Genomic DNA, 16,553 nt, shown 5'->3' with positions numbered 1-16,553 from the left:
CTTTTTGCGGCCGCTAAGCGGCTAAAATAAAAGCGCTTTGACGCCGCAACTAGTCAAATTTAAGCAGTCCGTCCTCGTCAAATTTAAAATCAGGCCCCCAAACCACCTCCCAGTAATATCCGTCTGGATCGGCAAAATACGCGTGGTATCCGCCCCAAAACGCAACTTGCGGCTCCTTGACGATAGTTCCGCCTACCTTTTTTACTAGCTCTATGGCGCTATCCACGTCCTCTTTGTTTTTTACGTTATAGGCTAACGTGATGCCGGTAAATCCGCTTCCTCTCGGCGGATCGTTTTCGTCGATATCTCGAGCCAGCGCGTCTAGCGGATAGAGCTCAAATTTGGTCCCCGGCGTATTGAAAAAACACACTGGCGGATTGTCCTCTTTGCAGTCCGTCTCGTAACCTAGGCCGTCGCGGTAAAATTTGAGCGCCCTTTGCATGCTTCGCACGCCTAGGCAGATGCAGGTTATTTTATTCATTTTTGCCTCCGATATTTTGGTTTATTATATAATTTTGGCGGTAGCGGTTTTGGGTTAAATTTGATGTTATCAAACAAAATAGGGCGGTTGTGCGGGCTTTAAAAATGCGAGTAAAATTTCAAAAAGCTAAATTTTATCCCCGTTTTGCGTCTCAAATTCGTAAGCTTCATTTAAGATACGTACGAGAGTGTCGGACAGATAGGGCTGAACTAGTGTCCAGACGCGGATTTTCGGGTTTAAATTTACCGCCGCATTCCTGGTTTTTAGCACGACTAGCGCGATCTTTTTTTCTATCAAAAGCGTAGACAGAGCGTCATCTATCTCGCGCAGCAAGCTCTCCTCGATAAAGACGACGTTAGGACGAAAGATCATGTCCTCTATGTGGCGCTTTACGATACCCCACTCGTTGCTAGGCTTCACGTCAATGCCGATAAACTCGAGATCTTTTTTGATGATATTAAATGAATAGGGGTTTGGCTCGGCGACGAGGGCGCTAAAATTTTTTGGATTTTTTATCTTAAAGCTTTGCATGAGATCGAGCTTATCGTCGCAAAGACGCAGCGAAATCTCGGTGCTAGCGCGCACGCCGTGATCAAACTCAAATCTAATGCTAGAGCCGTTTTGCTCGGCCAGCGCCATCGCCGTTTCGTAGTATTTGCGGCTTTGCGCGTTCATATTTACGCGAGGCGTGCTTTTGATCGTAAAAAAGTCGTGATCGCAGTGGACGCTAAGGGTAAATTTGATGTTGTTTTTGTAGTAGTTCGAGAGTAAAAATTTGATCGTAACGGTCGAATTTGAGACGTTTAAAAGGAAAATTTGAGCCATCGCGTCGATGAGCTTTGCAAGAGCCGCGATATCCGCGTAAAATAGCCTAGGATAGGCGATATCGTAGTCTAGCAGCACGTAGTTCGTGTTTTTTTGCGCGTCCTCGTTTAGCGAGGAGGCCAAAAATAGCAAACCGCCTGCGATATCGACTTTTGGCAGCGTATTTGCCTCGCTAGATTCGCCGATCTCGCTCGTGCCGTTTTTTTGCGTAGTTTCTTTTTTTATCACGCCGTTTGACCTTCTAAATTTATCCATAAAATAGCAACCGCCTAGCACCGCTAGATAAAGCGCGGCAAAAATCAGGAAAATATACGCGAAACTCACGGCTATACAACCAGCATCGCATCGCCGTAGGAGTAAAATTTGTACTTTTGCTCCACGGCGGTTTTGTAAATCCGCATAGTCTGATCAAGTCCGACAAAGCTGGTTACTAGCATGATTAGCGTCGATTTGGGTAGGTGAAAATTCGTCAGCAGGTAGTTTTGGCGGATGGGTTTGTTGTTTAAATTTAAAAATAGCCTGCACTCGCCGCTAGATCTGCCGCTTCTAGCAAACTCCTCTACGCAGCGCGTTACCGTCGTGCCCACGCCCAGGATTGGTCTATTTGAGCGGATCAAATTTTGCGTATCTTGCGGGATATCGTAAAACTCCGCATGCATCTTGTGTTGCGTGATGTCCTCGCTCTCCACGCCCTTAAACGTCCCTGCGCTCACGTGCAGCGTAAGGTAGGCTATCTCGCGGTCCTTTGCTAGCCTGGCAATCATCTCGTCGCTAAAGTGCAAGCTCGCCGTCGGAGCCGCCACCGCGCCCTCGTTTTTGGCAAACACGCTTTGGTACCAGCTCTCGTCATCCTCGGTGTCGCTTCGTTTGATATATGGCGGTAGAGGCACGTGACCGATGTGAGATAGGATTTTATAGAGCGCGGCCGTGTCCAAAAGCTCGCCGTTTTGGCTAAATTTGACCGTGCGCGAGCCGTCCTCAAAGAGCTCGCAGACCTCGGCGGTCAAATTTTGGTCGAAATTTAAAACGCTGCCCGCGCGAACCCTGCCCTTTATATAGACGCTAAATTTGCCGTCCGCAAGCGGAGAGTTTAGTAAAAGCTCCGTCTCGCCGCCACTTTGTTTTTTGCCGAAAATTCTAGCCTTTACCACCTTTGTGTCGTTAAAAATAATATCGCAAGGCGGTAAAATTTCGGGCAAATCGCCGAATTTTAGATGGGATACTTTTTCGCTAGCTCGCTCGTAGACTAGTAGTCTAGCGTCCTCTTTAGGAAAGGTCGGGAAATTGGCGATTAGTTCCGGCGGTAGCTCGTAGTCGTAGGCGTCAAGCGAGTTTTGGTTTAAAATTTGACTCATTTGGCTAGCCTACTTGCTTTCATGACTATTAGTCCTCTTTTTCTTCGTCGGTTTCCTGCTCCGGTTCTTCGTTTTTGGCTGGATTTACGCGGGCGGCTATAAAGATAGAAAGCCCATAAAGACCGATGAGAGGCACCGCCATCAAAAACTGGCTGAGGATATCAGGAGGCGTCATAACCGCGGCAAATATAAAAATCACGACGATAGCGTAGCGGAAGGAGTTTTTGAGCATTTTATCATCAACTAGGCCGAGTTTAGCGAGAAAAAATGTGATAACGGGAAGCTCAAACGCGATACCGAACGCAATGACCAGCTTCGTAAAAAAGCCGACGTAGCCGCCGATGTTTAGCATCGCGGAAAAGAGCTGCTGGCCGAAATTTATAAGAAAAGCAAAACCGATAGGAACGACGACGTAGTAGCAAAACGCCGCGCCAACTAAAAACATAAAAGTGGCCGAAATAACAAACGGGATTACGTACTTTTTCTCGTTTTCGTAGAGTCCAGGCGCTACAAACAGCCAAAACTGCCAAAAAATAATCGGTAACGAAAACAAAAATCCGGTGAAAAACGCCACCTTCATCGCTACGAAAAAGGGCTCTTGCACCTCGAGAAAGACCATTTTTTGGTTATCGGGCAGAGTGTTTTGCAGCGGCGCGATGATAAAGTCTAAAATTTGATTCCAAAAGCTAAAGCACACTACAAACATCACGATCACGGTCATGACGCTAATGAAAAGCCTTTTTCTAAGTTCTACTAAATGCGGTTTTAGCTCTTCAAACATTACGCCTCTTTTTTCTCGTTATCGCCTAAAACAGCGTTTTTGACGGCTTCGCCCGGATTTTTGACCGCTTCGACGCTCTTTTTTACGTCGTTTAGACCGTCCGTGATGCCGCTAGTGACGTCGTTTACGCCTTTTTTGAGCTCGTCAAGCTCCTCAAAGGTGAGCTTTTTTCGCACGGTTTTAGTGGTTTTTGCGATGCTTTCTTTATATTTTTTCGCGTCCTCTTTGAGTTCTTGGATTTTTATCTCTTGATCGAAGCTACTTTTTGCGTCATTGACCGTTTTTTTAACGGTTTTAAAAAATTTCGCTATCTCGACCATCGCGCTAGGAAGCTTATCGGGTCCTAAAAATAATACCGCGATGACGGCTATGACGATGATCTCGGGTAAGCTCATGCCAAACATTTTTTATCCTAAATTTTTATTTTAAAGCGCTCATTTTAGCGTTTTTTATCTCAAATTTGCATAAATCAGCCCGCGATAAATAAAGAAATTTCATCCGCGGTGAGGAAATTTTTGGCGTAATATCGCCCGTTTTTAAATTTTAATTTCCCGCTATTTTTTAGCAGTTGCGCTCTTTGCTCTTGCTTGGCGTTTAGGCTGTTTTGCCAGATACCGACGATGCTTCTAGCGCCTAAAAATATCCGCTCTAAATTTAGCTCGTTCGCGCTTAAATTTTCGATTTTTTTTGCGTGCGGATTTTTTACGTAGGCGTTTAAATTTGAAGCGTTATAAAAACGATGATCCAGCCAAAATCCGACTGCGTAAGCACCGATGGCAAGGTAGTTTTTGCCCTGCCAGTAGCCAAGATTATGCTTGCAAATTTGACCGAAATTTGAGATTTCGTATTGTTTTAGCCCGGCCTCCTCGATGCGATCTATCATAAATTTCGCCAGCCTCGGGCTATCTTTTGCGTAGTTTATTTTGCCGGCAAAGGGCGTATTTTCCTCAAGCGTTAGCGAATACGCCGAAACGTGCGAAACGCCTAGATTTCGGACATTTTGCGCTTCTTGCTCGAGGCGTTTTTTGGTGTCTAGCTTCGTGCCGTAGATGAGATCTACGTTGATATTTTCTAGCCCTGCCGTTTTGGCGTTTGCTACAGCCTCGTAGATCTGCCTCGCGTCGTGGATGCGCCCGAGAAATTTAAGCTTATCTTCAAAAAAGCTCTGAGCGCCGAAGCTTACGCGGTTTACGCCGTATGATTTCATCTGCGATAGCCACTTTTTGCTTGCGGAGTTTGGATTTGCCTCCGTCGTGATCTCGGCGTTTGCCGCTAGGTATGACGCGACTGCCTCAAATAGCCGCTCGTAGTAGCCACCGTCCACGGCGCTTGGCGTCCCTCCGCCGATAAAAACCGTCTCGATCTCGCCCTTTTTTATGTCAAATTTTAAAATTTGCTCCCTAAAATCAGCAATCATCGCGTCAAAATACGCGCTCGTTAAATTTCGTTTGCCCACCACCGAGCCAAAGGCGCAGTATGGGCATTTGCTCTCGCAAAAAGGGATATGGACGTAAAGAAGCATTTTGACCTTTGTTTTTGCTGTATTTTAGCAGATTTTACGGATTTATCGCGCGGCGTTTGATATTTTGCTTTTGTGCAAGCTTGCGTGCCGGTTTATGGTAAATTTAGGCCGGATTTAGGCGCAAAACCGACCCTGATAAGATATTTGACGCTTTTAAATTTTAAAATTTACCGCCGTTTTTACTGCCCGTTAAATTTAAAAAGTCGCGCCGATGCGTTTAAATTTGATTTTAATTTAACGCCCGCAAAGCTTTGCAAGCGTTAAATTTACGTATAAAATTTCTTTTGTTTTAAAATTTGCGTCGGCAAAACGCCGAATTTTTCTCTAAAAATCTTTGCAAAGTGCGGAGTGCTGGCGTATCCGACGATTTTTGCGGCTTCGCTTACGCAGACGTCTCCGCGCTCTAAAAGTTTTTTTGCCGCGTTTAGTCGCTCGGTCGCTAGCAGCCCGTAGATCGTATCGCCAAAGTAGCTTTTAAAGCCCGTTTTTAGCTTAAATTCATTCGTCGCGCACGCTCTGGCTAGCTCTTTTATGCTGGGCGGATTTTGGATGTCGCTTAGTAAAATTTGCCTTGCTTTATTTAAAATTTTTACGTATTCGTCGCTAAAATCGCGCTTTTTTTCATCGGCTTCGGGCGTTTTAGGCGCGCCTAAGCTTTTGTAGATTAGCTCTAAAATTTTAGCTTCCATAAAGATTTCGCGCATCTTGCCCTCAAACTCACTCGCGGCTAAAAGCTCCCGCAAAATCAGGCTTTGGGCTAAATTTATCTTAGCCGTTTGGATGCAGATTTCGTTTTCTTCGCCTAGATTTTTAAATGCCGCTAGCTCGCGGGCTAGTTCGTTTTTTAGTACGATACATCGTCCCGTATAGTTATTGCTCTGATACTCGCAAATACCCTCAAATCCGCTATCCACGCGTCCCATCCAAAACTCTCCAGCCTTTAGGCAAAAAGTTTTTTTACCCGCTTTAAGCCCGGCATCCCCTCTTGCGTCGTTAAAGAGCAAAAAGCAGTAGCCAGTGCTCCTTTCAAGCCGTCTTTTTACGCTTTTGTTGCAGATTATTTCGCTTCTGCAGTAGCTTGCGCCACTTGCGCCTTTAAAAAACTCGACTTTGCATTTTCTATCTTGCTCTTGCCATGCGCTTTGTCCGTAGCGCACCGAATTTTGCGCGAATTCTTGCTCATTTGCGCGTAAAATATCTTTAAACTCGACCTTCATTTGTTTTTATCCTTTTAGCGTTGATAAAAAATCCCTCTACCGTTTATCGGAGTATTGATAATAATTATCTGATTATAGTAAAATAGGGTTTAAATTTAAATAAGGAGTTTAAAGATGAAAAGTATGCCTAAAATTTCTATGCTAGCTTGTTTGGCACTATCTTGCGCGCAGTCGGCCGACGAAGTGAAACTAAATGAAGTTACCGTAACTAGCGCGACGGGTTTTGAGCAAAATATCAAAGACGCGCCTGCATCGGTGTCGGTAATCTCGCAAAAAGAGATAGCCAGGCGCAACCATCAAGATATAGAAAGTGTTGTAAAAGACGCTCCGGGCGTTTTCGGCGCGACGCTGGGAGCTGCTGGCAGACGCGGTATCACGATGAGAGGCCTTGGTCAAAAATACACTAAAATTTTAATAGACGGTCGTCCTGCGACCAGCGATAGCGCGTATAGAGGGCTTCGCGCGGTTGGTAGCGCTCAAAATTTTCTCCCGCCCGCAAACACGATCGAGCGTATCGAAATCGTGCGAGGGCCGATGAGCTCACTATACGGCTCAGATGCGATGGGAGGCGTCATAAATATTATCACTAAGGGCTTTTCAAACGAATTTAGCGGTAACGTAAATGGCTACTACACGCTTGCGGGCAAAAGTGGGATAAATGATGACTATCAGACCGGTTTTTACACAAACGGTGCGGTGATTCCGGACGTACTAGGTATCGCGCTTTATGGACGGTATTTTCATAAATTTGAAGATGAGCGAGCCTTTACGAACCGCAAAAACGAGGACATAAATTTCGGTGCGAAAATCATGTATAACGCCACCGAAAACGATGAAATAGCACTGGATCTACGCCGCGTGACGAATAAATACGAACGCACCGAAGGTAAGACGCTAAATCGCACGGCTAGCGATAACACGAGCGTGGCTTTTGAGAAGATGAGCGGATATACCGCCTCGCTCTCGCATACGGGCAAATACGATAAACTGCTACTTGAAAGCTTTTTAATGCACGATAATATGAAAGAGAGCGGTCAGCAAGACCTCACGCTAAAAACGACGACGCTAAATACCAAGGGAACGTATTTTTTTGATAATAACACGCTAAGCCTAGGCGCTGAATACAGAAGAGAAAGGCTAAACGAAAAGGCCACGACCGCCGACGCCGCAAATGTCAAAAGGTATGATTTTTCGCTATACGGCGAAGATGATTTTGACGTAACCGACGCGCTCACGCTAACTGCGGGTCTAAGGTATAATCACGACAAAGACTACGGCGGACACGTATCTCCGCGCGGCTATGCCGTATATCATCTAAGCGAAAATTTATCGCTAAAAGGCGGAGTATCGGCAGGCTACTCGACGCCTGATATCAAGATGCGAACCGATGGGCTTGCTCTGCCTTTTGCCGGCGGCATGGGAGCGCAGCTGGGTAAAAGCGACCTAAAACCCGAATCCAGCCTAAACTACGAAGCCGGCGTCGCATACGGGGACGAGAGCCTTAACGTCTCGGCGATGGCGTTTTATACGCGGATAAAAGACGGTCTAGGCACGAAGCCGGTTTGCGTCGCGCGCCCGGGCGTTCCTTGCGTGCATAACGGCAAGACCTATAGGCGCGGCATCTGGGAGAGCGTAAATATCGGCAAAGCCGAAGTAAAGGGCGTCGAACTCGCCTCAGACTGGCAGATTTTATCAAATTTAGCCCTGCACTCAAGCTACGTTTACACTAGATCAAAGCAAAAATCTGGTGCGTACGAGGGTAAATCTTTAAACAATCTACCCGTGCATACCGTAAAAATAGGGCTTGACTACGATATGACGCCCGATCTAAATTTCTGGACGCAGATGAACTATCTGGGTAAAACCAGAGCCGTTTACGGCCTACCGGGTGACGAGGAGATAAAGGATTATACGCTATTTGACGCGGGCGCAAGCTACAAGCTAACTAAAAACGCGAGCGTAAATTTTAGCGTTTATAATATCTTTAACGAATACGTAACGACAAAATCCGGACGCTATGAAATTTTGATCGCCGACGGGATTAAATATAGGCTCGGATTTAACGTAAATTTTTAAATTTAGCCGAATTTAAGCGGGGCGGTGCGTAGTGATCGCCGTCCTACTACCGGTTTTTAAAATTTGAGTTTAAATTTAAGGAGAAAGATGCCGTTTTTAAAGAGAAAGAAATTTTGGTTTAACGTCCATTTGATTTTAAGTCTAGCCTGTGTTTTGCCGCTGCTTATCGTCGCTCTTAGCGGCGCGGTCATATCCTATCACGACGAGATTATAGACCTTGCAAACTCGCAAAAAACCTTCGTCAAGCGAGGCGAAAAAGAGCTTAGCGCGAGAGAAATTTTAGATATTTTTAAAGCTAGGGAACCAAATTTTACGCTTAGCTACTACAAGATTAACTCGGACGCAAATCACGCTATAGGCGTATCTGGCACGAATGCTAGAGGCGAGTTTAAGTCATACTTCGTAAATCAATACACGGGCGAGATAACGGGTGAAAATTTCGGCGATAAATTTATCGGACTAATGTTAAATTTACATACTAACTTAGGCCTTGGGCTTAGCAAAAACGAGACGCTACGGCTTATAGGCAAGCATATCGTTGCGGTTTGCTCTATCGCTTTGGTTATCTTGGTTATATCTGGATTGATAATCTATTATCCTAGTTTTAAAACTAAATTTATGCGTGTGTTTACTTTAAAAATCAAGGCCAAAGGCTATGCGTTTTTGTACAGCCTGCACGGATTTGCCGGCGTTTATCTTTGTTTATTTTTGGCTTTTATGAGCGTTACGGGACTTTACTGGTCTTACGACTGGGCGGCAAAGCTCGTAAATAACGCGCTTGGCGAAAAGGAAATTTTTAGAAAAAAGAGCTTTACGCAGGTGAGGGGATTTTCGCTGGAGGACGAGGCTAAGATAGCCAATTTAGAGGCCGCGATAGATATTTTTAAACGGGATAGAGGTGATTACGAGCTTTTTAACGTCATCACGCAAGAAGACGGCGAAAATTTTATGATATTTTACTTTGACAAAGGGCTGGAAGAGGACGATAAGGTAAATACGATGACGATAAACGCCACCAAGGGGCAAATTACCAGGCATGCTAGGTTTGACGATGCTAAAAGCTCGATGCCCAGGCCTTTTGCGATTCACAAGGCGGTTTTAAGCTTGCATTCGGGATATTTTTTGGGCGAGGTTGGTAAATTTATATTTTGTTTAGCTTCGGCATCGGTTCTGTTTTTTGTTATAAGCGGTTTTTGGATGAGCTTAAAACGGCTCAAAAGATAAATTTGATAAAATCGCTCGAAAAAACTGAAAAAGGCTAAATATGCGAGTGATTTTAGATGGATTCGACGGCTCTTTTTTGCCGATTTTGCAAAGCTTTAAGGCTGTGATGCCGAGCCTTCGTATAACGGGTATCGAGGAGCTCGGCCAAAGCGTCAAGGAGAAACCGAGCAAAGACGCGGACAACGCGGAGGCTATCAACGTAAGCGAGCTTTTTGCACGCCAATACGAGCAGAACGAGCTTTTACCTGACGGAACTTTGTTTTTGCAGGACGAGAAATTTAACGAGAGCGGCGAGAGTGCGGCGGTCAAATTTGATGAAAACGTAAAATTTGACGGCGCGCAAGCTAGCAGCGACGCTAAATTTGAACAAAATTTAGTGGCTGATATCGAGAAAACGGCTTCCGTATGGGAGCAAAATTTGCAAGAAATGCAGGACGCTACGCCGTATCGAGACGGCAGCCGGCAAGAAAAAGCTATTTTGCAAACCAGCGCTTTAAGCGAAATAACCAAAACTGGGCCAACTAGCCAAAGCGCCCAAACCGCCGCTCCGCGCGAAACTCCTGTTTTTGACGGAGCTACGCAAACGGCACCGTCTAGTAAAATATCCGCTTGTAATGAAGCCCTAAAAACGGCCGCCTCGGACACATCTGCACAGGCTGCGCTATTTGATTTTAACGAGTCTGCTCAAAATTTGCCGCCGCGCGCCGAGCCAAAAGTCGCGTCTGAGCGTAAAAAGCACGAAAGCGCAAGCCTGTTTACCGACGAAGAGGTGAGGGCGATACTGGAGCTAAAATAAAAGGCTCAAATTTGACGAGCCAAGCGGTCAAATTTGATGGAAAATGAAGCAAAACACGCAAATTTTACCGCGCCCCAAAAAGTAAAATTCGTAGTTTAAAAATTTAAATAAAAATTTTAAGCCTAAGCGTCAAATTTTTCCGCTAATCTCGCGATATTTAGCTATATCTTAACTATTTTTCGTTAGAATCCACAATTAAAAATTCTCGGAAAAAAAGATGGAAAAAAAATATAGACCAAACGTCGCTGCGGTCATACTTGCGCCCTCTTATCCGTTTGATTGCAGGATATTTATCGCGCAAAGGTGCGATATGACGGGTATCTGGCAGTTCCCGCAGGGCGGCATAGACGAGGGCGAGACGCCACGTGAGGCGCTAAAAAGGGAGCTCAAAGAGGAGATAGGCACGGACGACGTGGACGTGCTTAGCGAGTATCCGCAGTGGCTTAGCTACGACTTCCCCGAGGGTACGACGAGTAGGAAATTTTACAACTTTGACGGACAGACTCAAAAGTATTTTCTAGTGCGGCTGCGCCCTAGCGCGAAGATAAATATAAATACCAAAAAACCCGAATTTAACGAGTATAAATTTATAAACTCAAGCGAGGTTTTAGGCGATGTAAACCACTTCAAAAAGCCGATTTATAGCAAGGTTATCGGCTACTTTAAAGAGAAAGGATTTATCTAATGTTAATCGTCCAAAAATACGGCGGCACGAGCGTAGGGACGCTTGAGCGGATAGAAAATGTCGCCGCTAGAGCGATAGAGGCTAAAAAAAGCGGAGCGGACGTCGTAGTCGTGGTCTCGGCCATGAGCGGCGTGACTAATCAGCTGGTAGAGTACGCCGAGCATTATACGAAGGCTCCCGACGGCGTGGCGATGGATATGCTGCTTAGCTCCGGCGAGCGCGTTACCTGCGCGCTTTTAACGATAGCGCTGATAAATTTAGGCTATCCCGCAGTTGGTCTAAGCGGTAGGCTAGCGGGAATCATAACAGATAGCGTGCATACTAAGGCTAGGATCGAGGCGATAGATACTAAGCGTATGAAAGAGGAGCTAAAGGCGGGCAAGATCGTCGTCGTAGCGGGCTTTCAGGGTATAGACGAAAAGGGCGACGCAACGACTCTGGGGCGAGGCGGTAGCGATCTTAGCGCAGTTGCGATAGCAGGCGCGCTGGATGCGGATCTTTGCGAGATTTACACCGACGTAGACGGAGTTTATACCACCGATCCTCGCATCGAGCCAAAGGCTAAAAAGCTAGATAAAATCAGCTACGACGAGATGCTAGAGCTTGCGAGCCTAGGCGCAAAGGTGCTGCAAAACCGCTCAGTCGAGCTAGCTAAAAAGCTAAACGTAAATTTAGTCACCAGAAGCAGCTTTAATCACAACGAAGGAACACTAATAACAAAGGAAGAGAGTATGGAAGCAGTGCTAGTAAGTGGTATCGCGTTAGATAAAAACCAAGCTAGAGTAACTTTAAGAGGAGTGGTAGATAAGCCGGGCATCGCGGCTGAGATTTTCACCGCGCTTGCAGAAAAAAATATAAACGTGGATATGATAATCCAAAACGTAGGCCAGGACGGCACGACGAATCTCGGCTTTACCGTACCACAAAACGAGCTTCACGTCGCAAAAGAGTGTATGGATAAACTAAGCGCGTCTAGGGAAATTTTATACAACGACGAGATAGTCAAGGTCTCGGTCGTGGGCGTAGGCATGAAAAGCCACACCGGAGTAGCGTCTCTAGCCTTTCAAACGCTAGCAAATGAGGGCATAAATATCCAAATGATCTCGACTAGCGAGATAAAAATCTCTATGATCGTCGATCAAAAATACGGCGAGCTAGCAGTTCGCGCGCTACACGAAGCTTATAAACTCGATAAATGAGCGATTTTATAAAATGGACGCTCGAGGCGATCCGCGAGGAGGGTTCGCTAATGAGCTGGATGGAGGAGAGGCGCACCGAGTGGACGCCTCTGCTCGCCTCGAAGCTTAAATTTTTACTCGAAGGGCGCGCGTTTATCATGATAACCGATAGCGAGCGCGGTTGGTTTGAGGAGTATTTTTTAAAAAATATAAACAAACCGACAAACGCCCGCCCCGTGCTACCTTTTTTCTCGCTAAAGTCGCTTTATCCGTCTTTTGAAAATATCGGCTCAAAAGAGGAGGTCTCGCTACTTTTAGATATGCTTAGCCTTGCTTTTCCAAACGGCTACGTATTTTTCTACGTCGGCAAAAGCGCGGAAAAAAGCTCGCAGATCGCCAAAGGCAAGGATGATAGCTATATGTGGCTTTTTGACGAGCAGGCGCAAAATAGCTTTTATCTAAGCTCCTCCGACGGCGCGCTAGATATCAAGCTTTTGTCGCTGTTTAGGCTTTTTGATAAGAGCATAGACGCCGCTTTATTTGCGAAAGTAACGCTTTAATCTATGCGAAGCAAAATCGTAATCACGAGCGATTTTGAAGCCTTAAAAGAGGAAATTTTAGGGCTTTACGGCGTAAATTCGGTTAGATTTTTTTTCGCCGAGGACTTTTTGCTAGAAAACGCAAAAGAGGTCGCCGCCGAGGCATATATCGCCGAGAGCGAGCCGAAACTACTGGTTTTAGGCGCTAAAAATTTCCGCGTCGAGGCTCAAAACTCTCTACTAAAAATCATCGAAGAGCCGCCTAAAAATATCTTTTTTATCATAGCCTGCGAGTCGAAAAATATGCTCCTGCCGACCGTTCGCTCGCGCCTGGTTACCGAAAATAGGCTCGAAAAAAAGCAGCGAGAAAAAACGGGACTAGATTACAAACGTCTTGAGCTAAAAGAAATTTGCGCCTTTATCGATGAAAAATCGGCTCTTGAGCGCTCCGAGAAGCTTGGCAAAAACAACCTAAAAGAGCTAATCGCCGCCATAGCTCTCGAGGCTACGGCGCAGGGGGTCAAATTTAGCGCCGAAGAGCTTGAGTATTTTTTCAAAGCTGTGCGCCTAGCCGAGCTAAATACCAAAACTCACGCGCTTCTTACGCCGATACTTCTTATGATTTACGAAAAAGGGCTTAGATGAAAATTTTTAAAATCAATCCGCAAACTGATTTTAACGAGATTTGCGAGATTATCCGTCCTAGCGACGAGGGGCGAAATTTGATGAAAAAAAAGTCAGCGATTAATTTTTTTTTGATTAAAGATTTACGCTCGCCGGCTGCCAATATCCTAAAGCAAGACGCGCTAAGCGTAGGCGCGGAGCTTGTGACTAATCGCGACGTGATTTTAAACGGTGCAAACTCGGACGCGCTTTTAATGGCTACCGATGCGCAAGTTCTTGCGCTTGCCAAAAAAGGGGCCGCGCAGGATTTCGGTCTAAAAAATTTGGCCAAATTTTTAAAATCTCCGTTTAAAAAACCGCAGCGCGCGCAGATCATGGGCGTCGTAAACGTAAATGAAGATAGCTTTAACGCCGCAAGCCGCGTGAACGAAAAAAGCGGCATCGAGAGAATCGAAGCGATGATCGAGCAGGGTGCCGAGTATATCGACGTGGGCGCGGTCAGCTCGCGGCCAGGCAGCAAATACGTCGGACGCGAGATTGAGTTTGCCAGGCTTGAAAAGATAGTGGCCGAAATTTACCGCCTAAATTTGTACGAAAAGGCGATATTTAGCCTAGATAGCTTTGATCCGTATTGCCTAGAGTACGCGCTAAATCACGGCTTTAAAATGATAAACGACATCACGGGCGACGTTAGCCTCTGCGCTCTAGCGGCGCGCTACTGCGCTACCTACTGCCTCATGCACATGCAAAACAGCCCCGAAAATATGCAGGATAATCCGCATTACGATGATTTGCTCGGCGAGATAGACGCGTTTTTCGAGGCTAAGATCGCTGCCGCGAATGAGCTTGGATGCCGCGATATCGTGCTGGACGTGGGTATCGGCTTTGGCAAGACGGCGGAGCAAAATATGATTTTGATAAAAAATTTGGAGCATTTTTTACGCTTTGGACTGCCGCTTTTAGCTGGCGCTAGTCGCAAATCGGTCATAAATTTTTATAGTCCTAGCGAGATCAAAGACCGCTTGCCAGGTAGCCTTTATCTGCATTTGGAGGCCTTTAAAAATGGCGCACAGATCATCCGAACGCACGATGTGGCCGAACATGCGCAGATGTTTAGGTTGGAAAACGCGATGAGAAAGATCGCGGCGTGGTAAGCAAAGCAAATTTAACGAGGAAAAATGGATAAAAAAGAGTATTTAGAGGCCGTAGATACGCTAAATGCGTGGGCGAAGGCCTACTACACCGACGACGCGCCCATAGCCACCGACGAGGAGTATGACGAGCTTTATCATAAAGTGCTAGAATTTGAGAGGGCCAATCCCGGTGAAATCTCGATGTTTAGCCCGACGAAGCGCGTTGGAGGCGAGGTTAGTGAGGGTTTTGTCAAGGCTCGCCACGGCGCGCGCATGTGGTCGATGGAGGATATTTTTAGTTTTGATGAGCTGCTAGCGTGGCTAAAGCGCGGCGACAAGGAGGGGCTGGAGTTTGCGCTTCAGCCTAAATTTGACGGCGCGAGCTTAAATTTGCTCTACGAAAACGGCGCTCTCGTGCGAGCTATCACGCGCGGCGACGGCATAACGGGCGAGGACGTCACGAGTAATGCAAAAGTCATCAAAAACATCCCGCTACAAATCGCCTATAGCGGCAGGATCGAGATCCGCGGCGAGGTCGTGATCGCTAAAAACGACTTTGACGAGATAAATTTCGCCCGCGCGCAAAGGGGTGAGCCGCAGCTGTCAAACCCGCGAAATGCGGCCGCCGGCAGCCTGCGCCAGCTAGATAGCGCCGTGACGGCGTCGCGCAGGCTGAGGTTTAAGCCCTGGGGCTACGGCGAGCAAAATTTGGGCCTTGAAACCTACTCGCAGATGATGGATTTTATCTATTCGCAGGGCTTTGAGCGCGAGGAGTTTTTTAAAATTTGCCGCACTGCAGAGCAGATCGAGGAGGCGTATAAGCAGCTCGTAGCACAGCGCGACAGCAAGCCTTTTATGATGGACGGCCTCGTGGTGCGCGTGCAGAGCATCGCGGCTAGCGAGGAGCTTGGCTACACGGAGAAATTTCCTAAATTTATGGTCGCGTATAAATTTCCCGCGATCGAAAAGACCACGCGGCTGCTTGACGTCGCGTTTCAGGTCGGACGCAGCGGCGTCGTGACTCCTGTGGGCGTGCTAGAGCCCGTAAATATCGACGGCGCGATTGTAAAGTCCGCCACGCTGCATAACTTTGACGAGATCGAGCGCCTAGGCGTGCAAAAGGGCGATTTTATCAGCATTATCCGCTCGGGCGACGTGATACCAAAGATCACGGGCGTTTTCAAACAGCGCAGAGACGGCTCGCAGACTCCGATAGAGCGGCCGCATGAGTGTCCCGTGTGCGGGTCGATGCTGCTAGACGAGGGCGTTTTCGTCAAGTGTCAAAACCTCGAGTGCAAGGCGCGCGTGATAAATTCGCTCATACATTTTGCGAGCAAAAAGTGCCTAAATATCGACGGTCTGGGCGAGGCGATAGTAAATCAGCTTTTTGAGGCGGGCTTGGTTGCCAAAATCGCCGACATTTACGAGCTTACGGCACAGGATTTGGCGCGGCTAGATGGCTTTAAGGATAAAAAGATCGCAAATTTACTCGGCGCCATCGAGGCTAGCCGCACGCCCGCTTTGCACAGCTTTATAGCGAGCCTGGGTATCGAGCACATCGGCGAGGTTGCGGCTAAAAAGATAGCGCAAATTTACCCGCAAAACTGGCGTGAGCTAAGCTTTGGCGAGGTCGCCGCGATTGAGGGGTTCGGCGATGCGATGGCGGAGAGCTACGCGGAGTTTATGCAGGTAAATAGGCAAAATTTGGACGAAATTTTGCGTTTCGTTAGCCCGCAAGCGCAGAGTTTTGAGGCAAAGCAAAGCGCGATAAGCGGCAAAACATTTGTGATAACGGGCACGCTTAGCAAAAGCAGGGATGAATTTAAGGCGGTTTTAGAGGCTAATGGTGCTAAAGTAAGCGGCTCGGTGAGTAAGAAAACAGACTTCGTCCTCTACGGCGAGGAGGCTGGCAGCAAGCTGGAGAAAGCGCGTGAGCTAGGCGTCAAGGCGATAACCGAGGACGAGCTAAGGCGGATGATTGAGATTTGATCTATTTACCGCGCGCCGCCTAAACATCAGCCGAAACAAGGCCGCCGAGCTCATAAAAAGCGGAAAGATTTTGCTAAACGGGCAAATTTGCTCCAAGCCCAGCTTTGAGGTGGGCGAATTTGATAAAT

The 16,553-nt window shown here is 46.8% G+C and carries 16 protein-coding genes and 1 pseudogene; 10 read left to right on the top strand and 7 right to left on the bottom strand.

All coding sequences use genetic code 11. The features are described from left to right. Window positions 1-49: 49 nt before the first annotated feature. From Q0386_RS04360 to Q0386_RS04330, 7 genes are all read right to left on the bottom strand, one after another. Window positions 50-481, bottom strand: coding sequence for a VOC family protein (locus Q0386_RS04360; RefSeq protein ID WP_299027593.1), 432 nt, complete (start codon window positions 479-481; stop codon window positions 50-52). Between the two features lie 126 nt (window positions 482-607). Then, window positions 608-1,630 (bottom strand): hypothetical protein, encoded by a 1,023-nt coding sequence (locus Q0386_RS04355; RefSeq protein ID WP_299027589.1) that lies wholly within the window; start codon window positions 1,628-1,630, stop codon window positions 608-610. A gap of 2 nt (window positions 1,631-1,632) precedes the next feature. After that, complete coding sequence (gene queA / locus Q0386_RS04350) at window positions 1,633-2,661, bottom strand: tRNA preQ1(34) S-adenosylmethionine ribosyltransferase-isomerase QueA (RefSeq protein ID WP_299027586.1); 1,029 nt, start codon at window positions 2,659-2,661, stop codon at window positions 1,633-1,635. Window positions 2,662-2,689: 28 nt separating this feature from the next. Then, on the bottom strand, window positions 2,690-3,442 hold the full coding sequence (gene tatC / locus Q0386_RS04345; RefSeq protein WP_299027584.1) for a twin-arginine translocase subunit TatC: 753 nt from the start codon (window positions 3,440-3,442) through the stop codon (window positions 2,690-2,692). Then, window positions 3,442-3,846 carry a Sec-independent protein translocase protein TatB gene (tatB, locus tag Q0386_RS04340; RefSeq protein ID WP_299027581.1) on the bottom strand — a complete coding sequence of 135 codons (405 nt, stop codon included), beginning with the start codon at window positions 3,844-3,846 and terminating at the stop codon, window positions 3,442-3,444. The genes tatC and tatB overlap by 1 nt, the downstream gene beginning before the upstream one ends. Window positions 3,847-3,911: 65 nt before the next feature. After that, a complete protein-coding gene (gene hemW / locus Q0386_RS04335) occupies window positions 3,912-4,964 on the bottom strand; it encodes a radical SAM family heme chaperone HemW (RefSeq protein ID WP_299027578.1) in 1,053 nt (350 codons plus the stop codon). Between the two features lie 266 nt (window positions 4,965-5,230). Next, complete coding sequence (locus Q0386_RS04330; protein ID WP_299027575.1) at window positions 5,231-6,181, bottom strand: helix-turn-helix transcriptional regulator; 951 nt, start codon at window positions 6,179-6,181, stop codon at window positions 5,231-5,233. A 114-nt stretch (window positions 6,182-6,295) separates the two neighbouring features. Between Q0386_RS04330 and Q0386_RS04325 the strand changes: the two genes are divergently transcribed. From Q0386_RS04325 to Q0386_RS04280, 10 genes and pseudogenes are all read left to right on the top strand, one after another. Further along, window positions 6,296-8,257: a TonB-dependent receptor gene (locus tag Q0386_RS04325; RefSeq protein WP_299027573.1), complete on the top strand. Its 1,962-nt coding sequence runs from the start codon at window positions 6,296-6,298 to the stop codon at window positions 8,255-8,257. A gap of 87 nt (window positions 8,258-8,344) precedes the next feature. Continuing rightward, window positions 8,345-9,481, top strand: a complete 1,137-nt coding sequence (locus Q0386_RS04320; RefSeq protein ID WP_299027570.1) for a PepSY domain-containing protein — start codon at window positions 8,345-8,347, stop codon at window positions 9,479-9,481. Window positions 9,482-9,521: 40 nt separating this feature from the next. Next, the gene (locus Q0386_RS04315) at window positions 9,522-10,277 is read left to right on the top strand and encodes a hypothetical protein (RefSeq protein WP_299027566.1); all 756 of its coding nucleotides are present in this window, start codon (window positions 9,522-9,524) and stop codon (window positions 10,275-10,277) included. A 217-nt stretch (window positions 10,278-10,494) separates the two neighbouring features. Next, window positions 10,495-10,962, top strand: a complete 468-nt coding sequence (locus Q0386_RS04310) for an RNA pyrophosphohydrolase (RefSeq protein ID WP_299027563.1) — start codon at window positions 10,495-10,497, stop codon at window positions 10,960-10,962. Beyond that, a complete protein-coding gene (locus tag Q0386_RS04305; protein WP_299027561.1) occupies window positions 10,962-12,161 on the top strand; it encodes an aspartate kinase in 1,200 nt (399 codons plus the stop codon). The genes Q0386_RS04310 and Q0386_RS04305 overlap by 1 nt, the downstream gene beginning before the upstream one ends. Further along, window positions 12,158-12,700, top strand: coding sequence for a HobA family DNA replication regulator (locus Q0386_RS04300; protein ID WP_299027558.1), 543 nt, complete (start codon window positions 12,158-12,160; stop codon window positions 12,698-12,700). The genes Q0386_RS04305 and Q0386_RS04300 overlap by 4 nt, the downstream gene beginning before the upstream one ends. Window positions 12,701-12,703: 3 nt before the next feature. Then, window positions 12,704-13,324 (top strand): DNA polymerase III subunit delta', encoded by a 621-nt coding sequence (locus Q0386_RS04295; RefSeq protein WP_298790435.1) that lies wholly within the window; start codon window positions 12,704-12,706, stop codon window positions 13,322-13,324. Further along, a complete protein-coding gene (folP, locus tag Q0386_RS04290; RefSeq protein ID WP_299027555.1) occupies window positions 13,321-14,457 on the top strand; it encodes a dihydropteroate synthase in 1,137 nt (378 codons plus the stop codon). The genes Q0386_RS04295 and folP overlap by 4 nt, the downstream gene beginning before the upstream one ends. 24 nt (window positions 14,458-14,481) lie before the next feature. Continuing rightward, the gene (ligA, locus tag Q0386_RS04285) at window positions 14,482-16,425 is read left to right on the top strand and encodes an NAD-dependent DNA ligase LigA (RefSeq protein WP_299027552.1); all 1,944 of its coding nucleotides are present in this window, start codon (window positions 14,482-14,484) and stop codon (window positions 16,423-16,425) included. Further along, window positions 16,415-16,537: pseudogene (locus tag Q0386_RS04280) on the top strand (S4 domain-containing protein); the annotation flags it as partial. The gene ligA and the pseudogene Q0386_RS04280, both read left to right, overlap by 11 nt. Between the last annotated feature and the right edge of the window lie 16 nt (window positions 16,538-16,553).

Origin of the sequence: uncultured Campylobacter sp. (genome assembly GCF_938045625.1) — a bacterium.
GTDB lineage: Bacteria > Campylobacterota > Campylobacteria > Campylobacterales > Campylobacteraceae > Campylobacter_A.
This window is presented reverse-complemented; position numbering and strand designations above follow the sequence as displayed.

Excerpts from the sequence above, each read along its gene's own strand:
- tatC (WP_299027584.1), bottom strand. The coding sequence starts at position 3,442 with ATGTTTGAAGAGCTAAAACCGCATTTAGTAGAACTTAGAAAAAGGCTT.
- Q0386_RS04320 (WP_299027570.1), top strand. The coding sequence starts at position 8,345 with ATGCCGTTTTTAAAGAGAAAGAAATTTTGGTTTAACGTCCATTTGATT.
- Q0386_RS04300 (WP_299027558.1), top strand. The coding sequence starts at position 12,158 with ATGAGCGATTTTATAAAATGGACGCTCGAGGCGATCCGCGAGGAGGGT.
- Q0386_RS04360 (WP_299027593.1), bottom strand. The coding sequence starts at position 481 with ATGAATAAAATAACCTGCATCTGCCTAGGCGTGCGAAGCATGCAAAGG.
- Q0386_RS04305 (WP_299027561.1), top strand. The coding sequence starts at position 10,962 with ATGTTAATCGTCCAAAAATACGGCGGCACGAGCGTAGGGACGCTTGAG.
- Q0386_RS04325 (WP_299027573.1), top strand. The coding sequence starts at position 6,296 with ATGAAAAGTATGCCTAAAATTTCTATGCTAGCTTGTTTGGCACTATCT.
- ligA (WP_299027552.1), top strand. The coding sequence starts at position 14,482 with ATGGATAAAAAAGAGTATTTAGAGGCCGTAGATACGCTAAATGCGTGG.
- queA (WP_299027586.1), bottom strand. The coding sequence starts at position 2,661 with ATGAGTCAAATTTTAAACCAAAACTCGCTTGACGCCTACGACTACGAG.
- Q0386_RS04330 (WP_299027575.1), bottom strand. The coding sequence starts at position 6,181 with ATGAAGGTCGAGTTTAAAGATATTTTACGCGCAAATGAGCAAGAATTC.
- Q0386_RS04310 (WP_299027563.1), top strand. The coding sequence starts at position 10,495 with ATGGAAAAAAAATATAGACCAAACGTCGCTGCGGTCATACTTGCGCCC.
- hemW (WP_299027578.1), bottom strand. The coding sequence starts at position 4,964 with ATGCTTCTTTACGTCCATATCCCTTTTTGCGAGAGCAAATGCCCATAC.
- Q0386_RS04295 (WP_298790435.1), top strand. The coding sequence starts at position 12,704 with ATGCGAAGCAAAATCGTAATCACGAGCGATTTTGAAGCCTTAAAAGAG.
- folP (WP_299027555.1), top strand. The coding sequence starts at position 13,321 with ATGAAAATTTTTAAAATCAATCCGCAAACTGATTTTAACGAGATTTGC.
- tatB (WP_299027581.1), bottom strand. The coding sequence starts at position 3,846 with ATGTTTGGCATGAGCTTACCCGAGATCATCGTCATAGCCGTCATCGCG.
- Q0386_RS04315 (WP_299027566.1), top strand. The coding sequence starts at position 9,522 with ATGCGAGTGATTTTAGATGGATTCGACGGCTCTTTTTTGCCGATTTTG.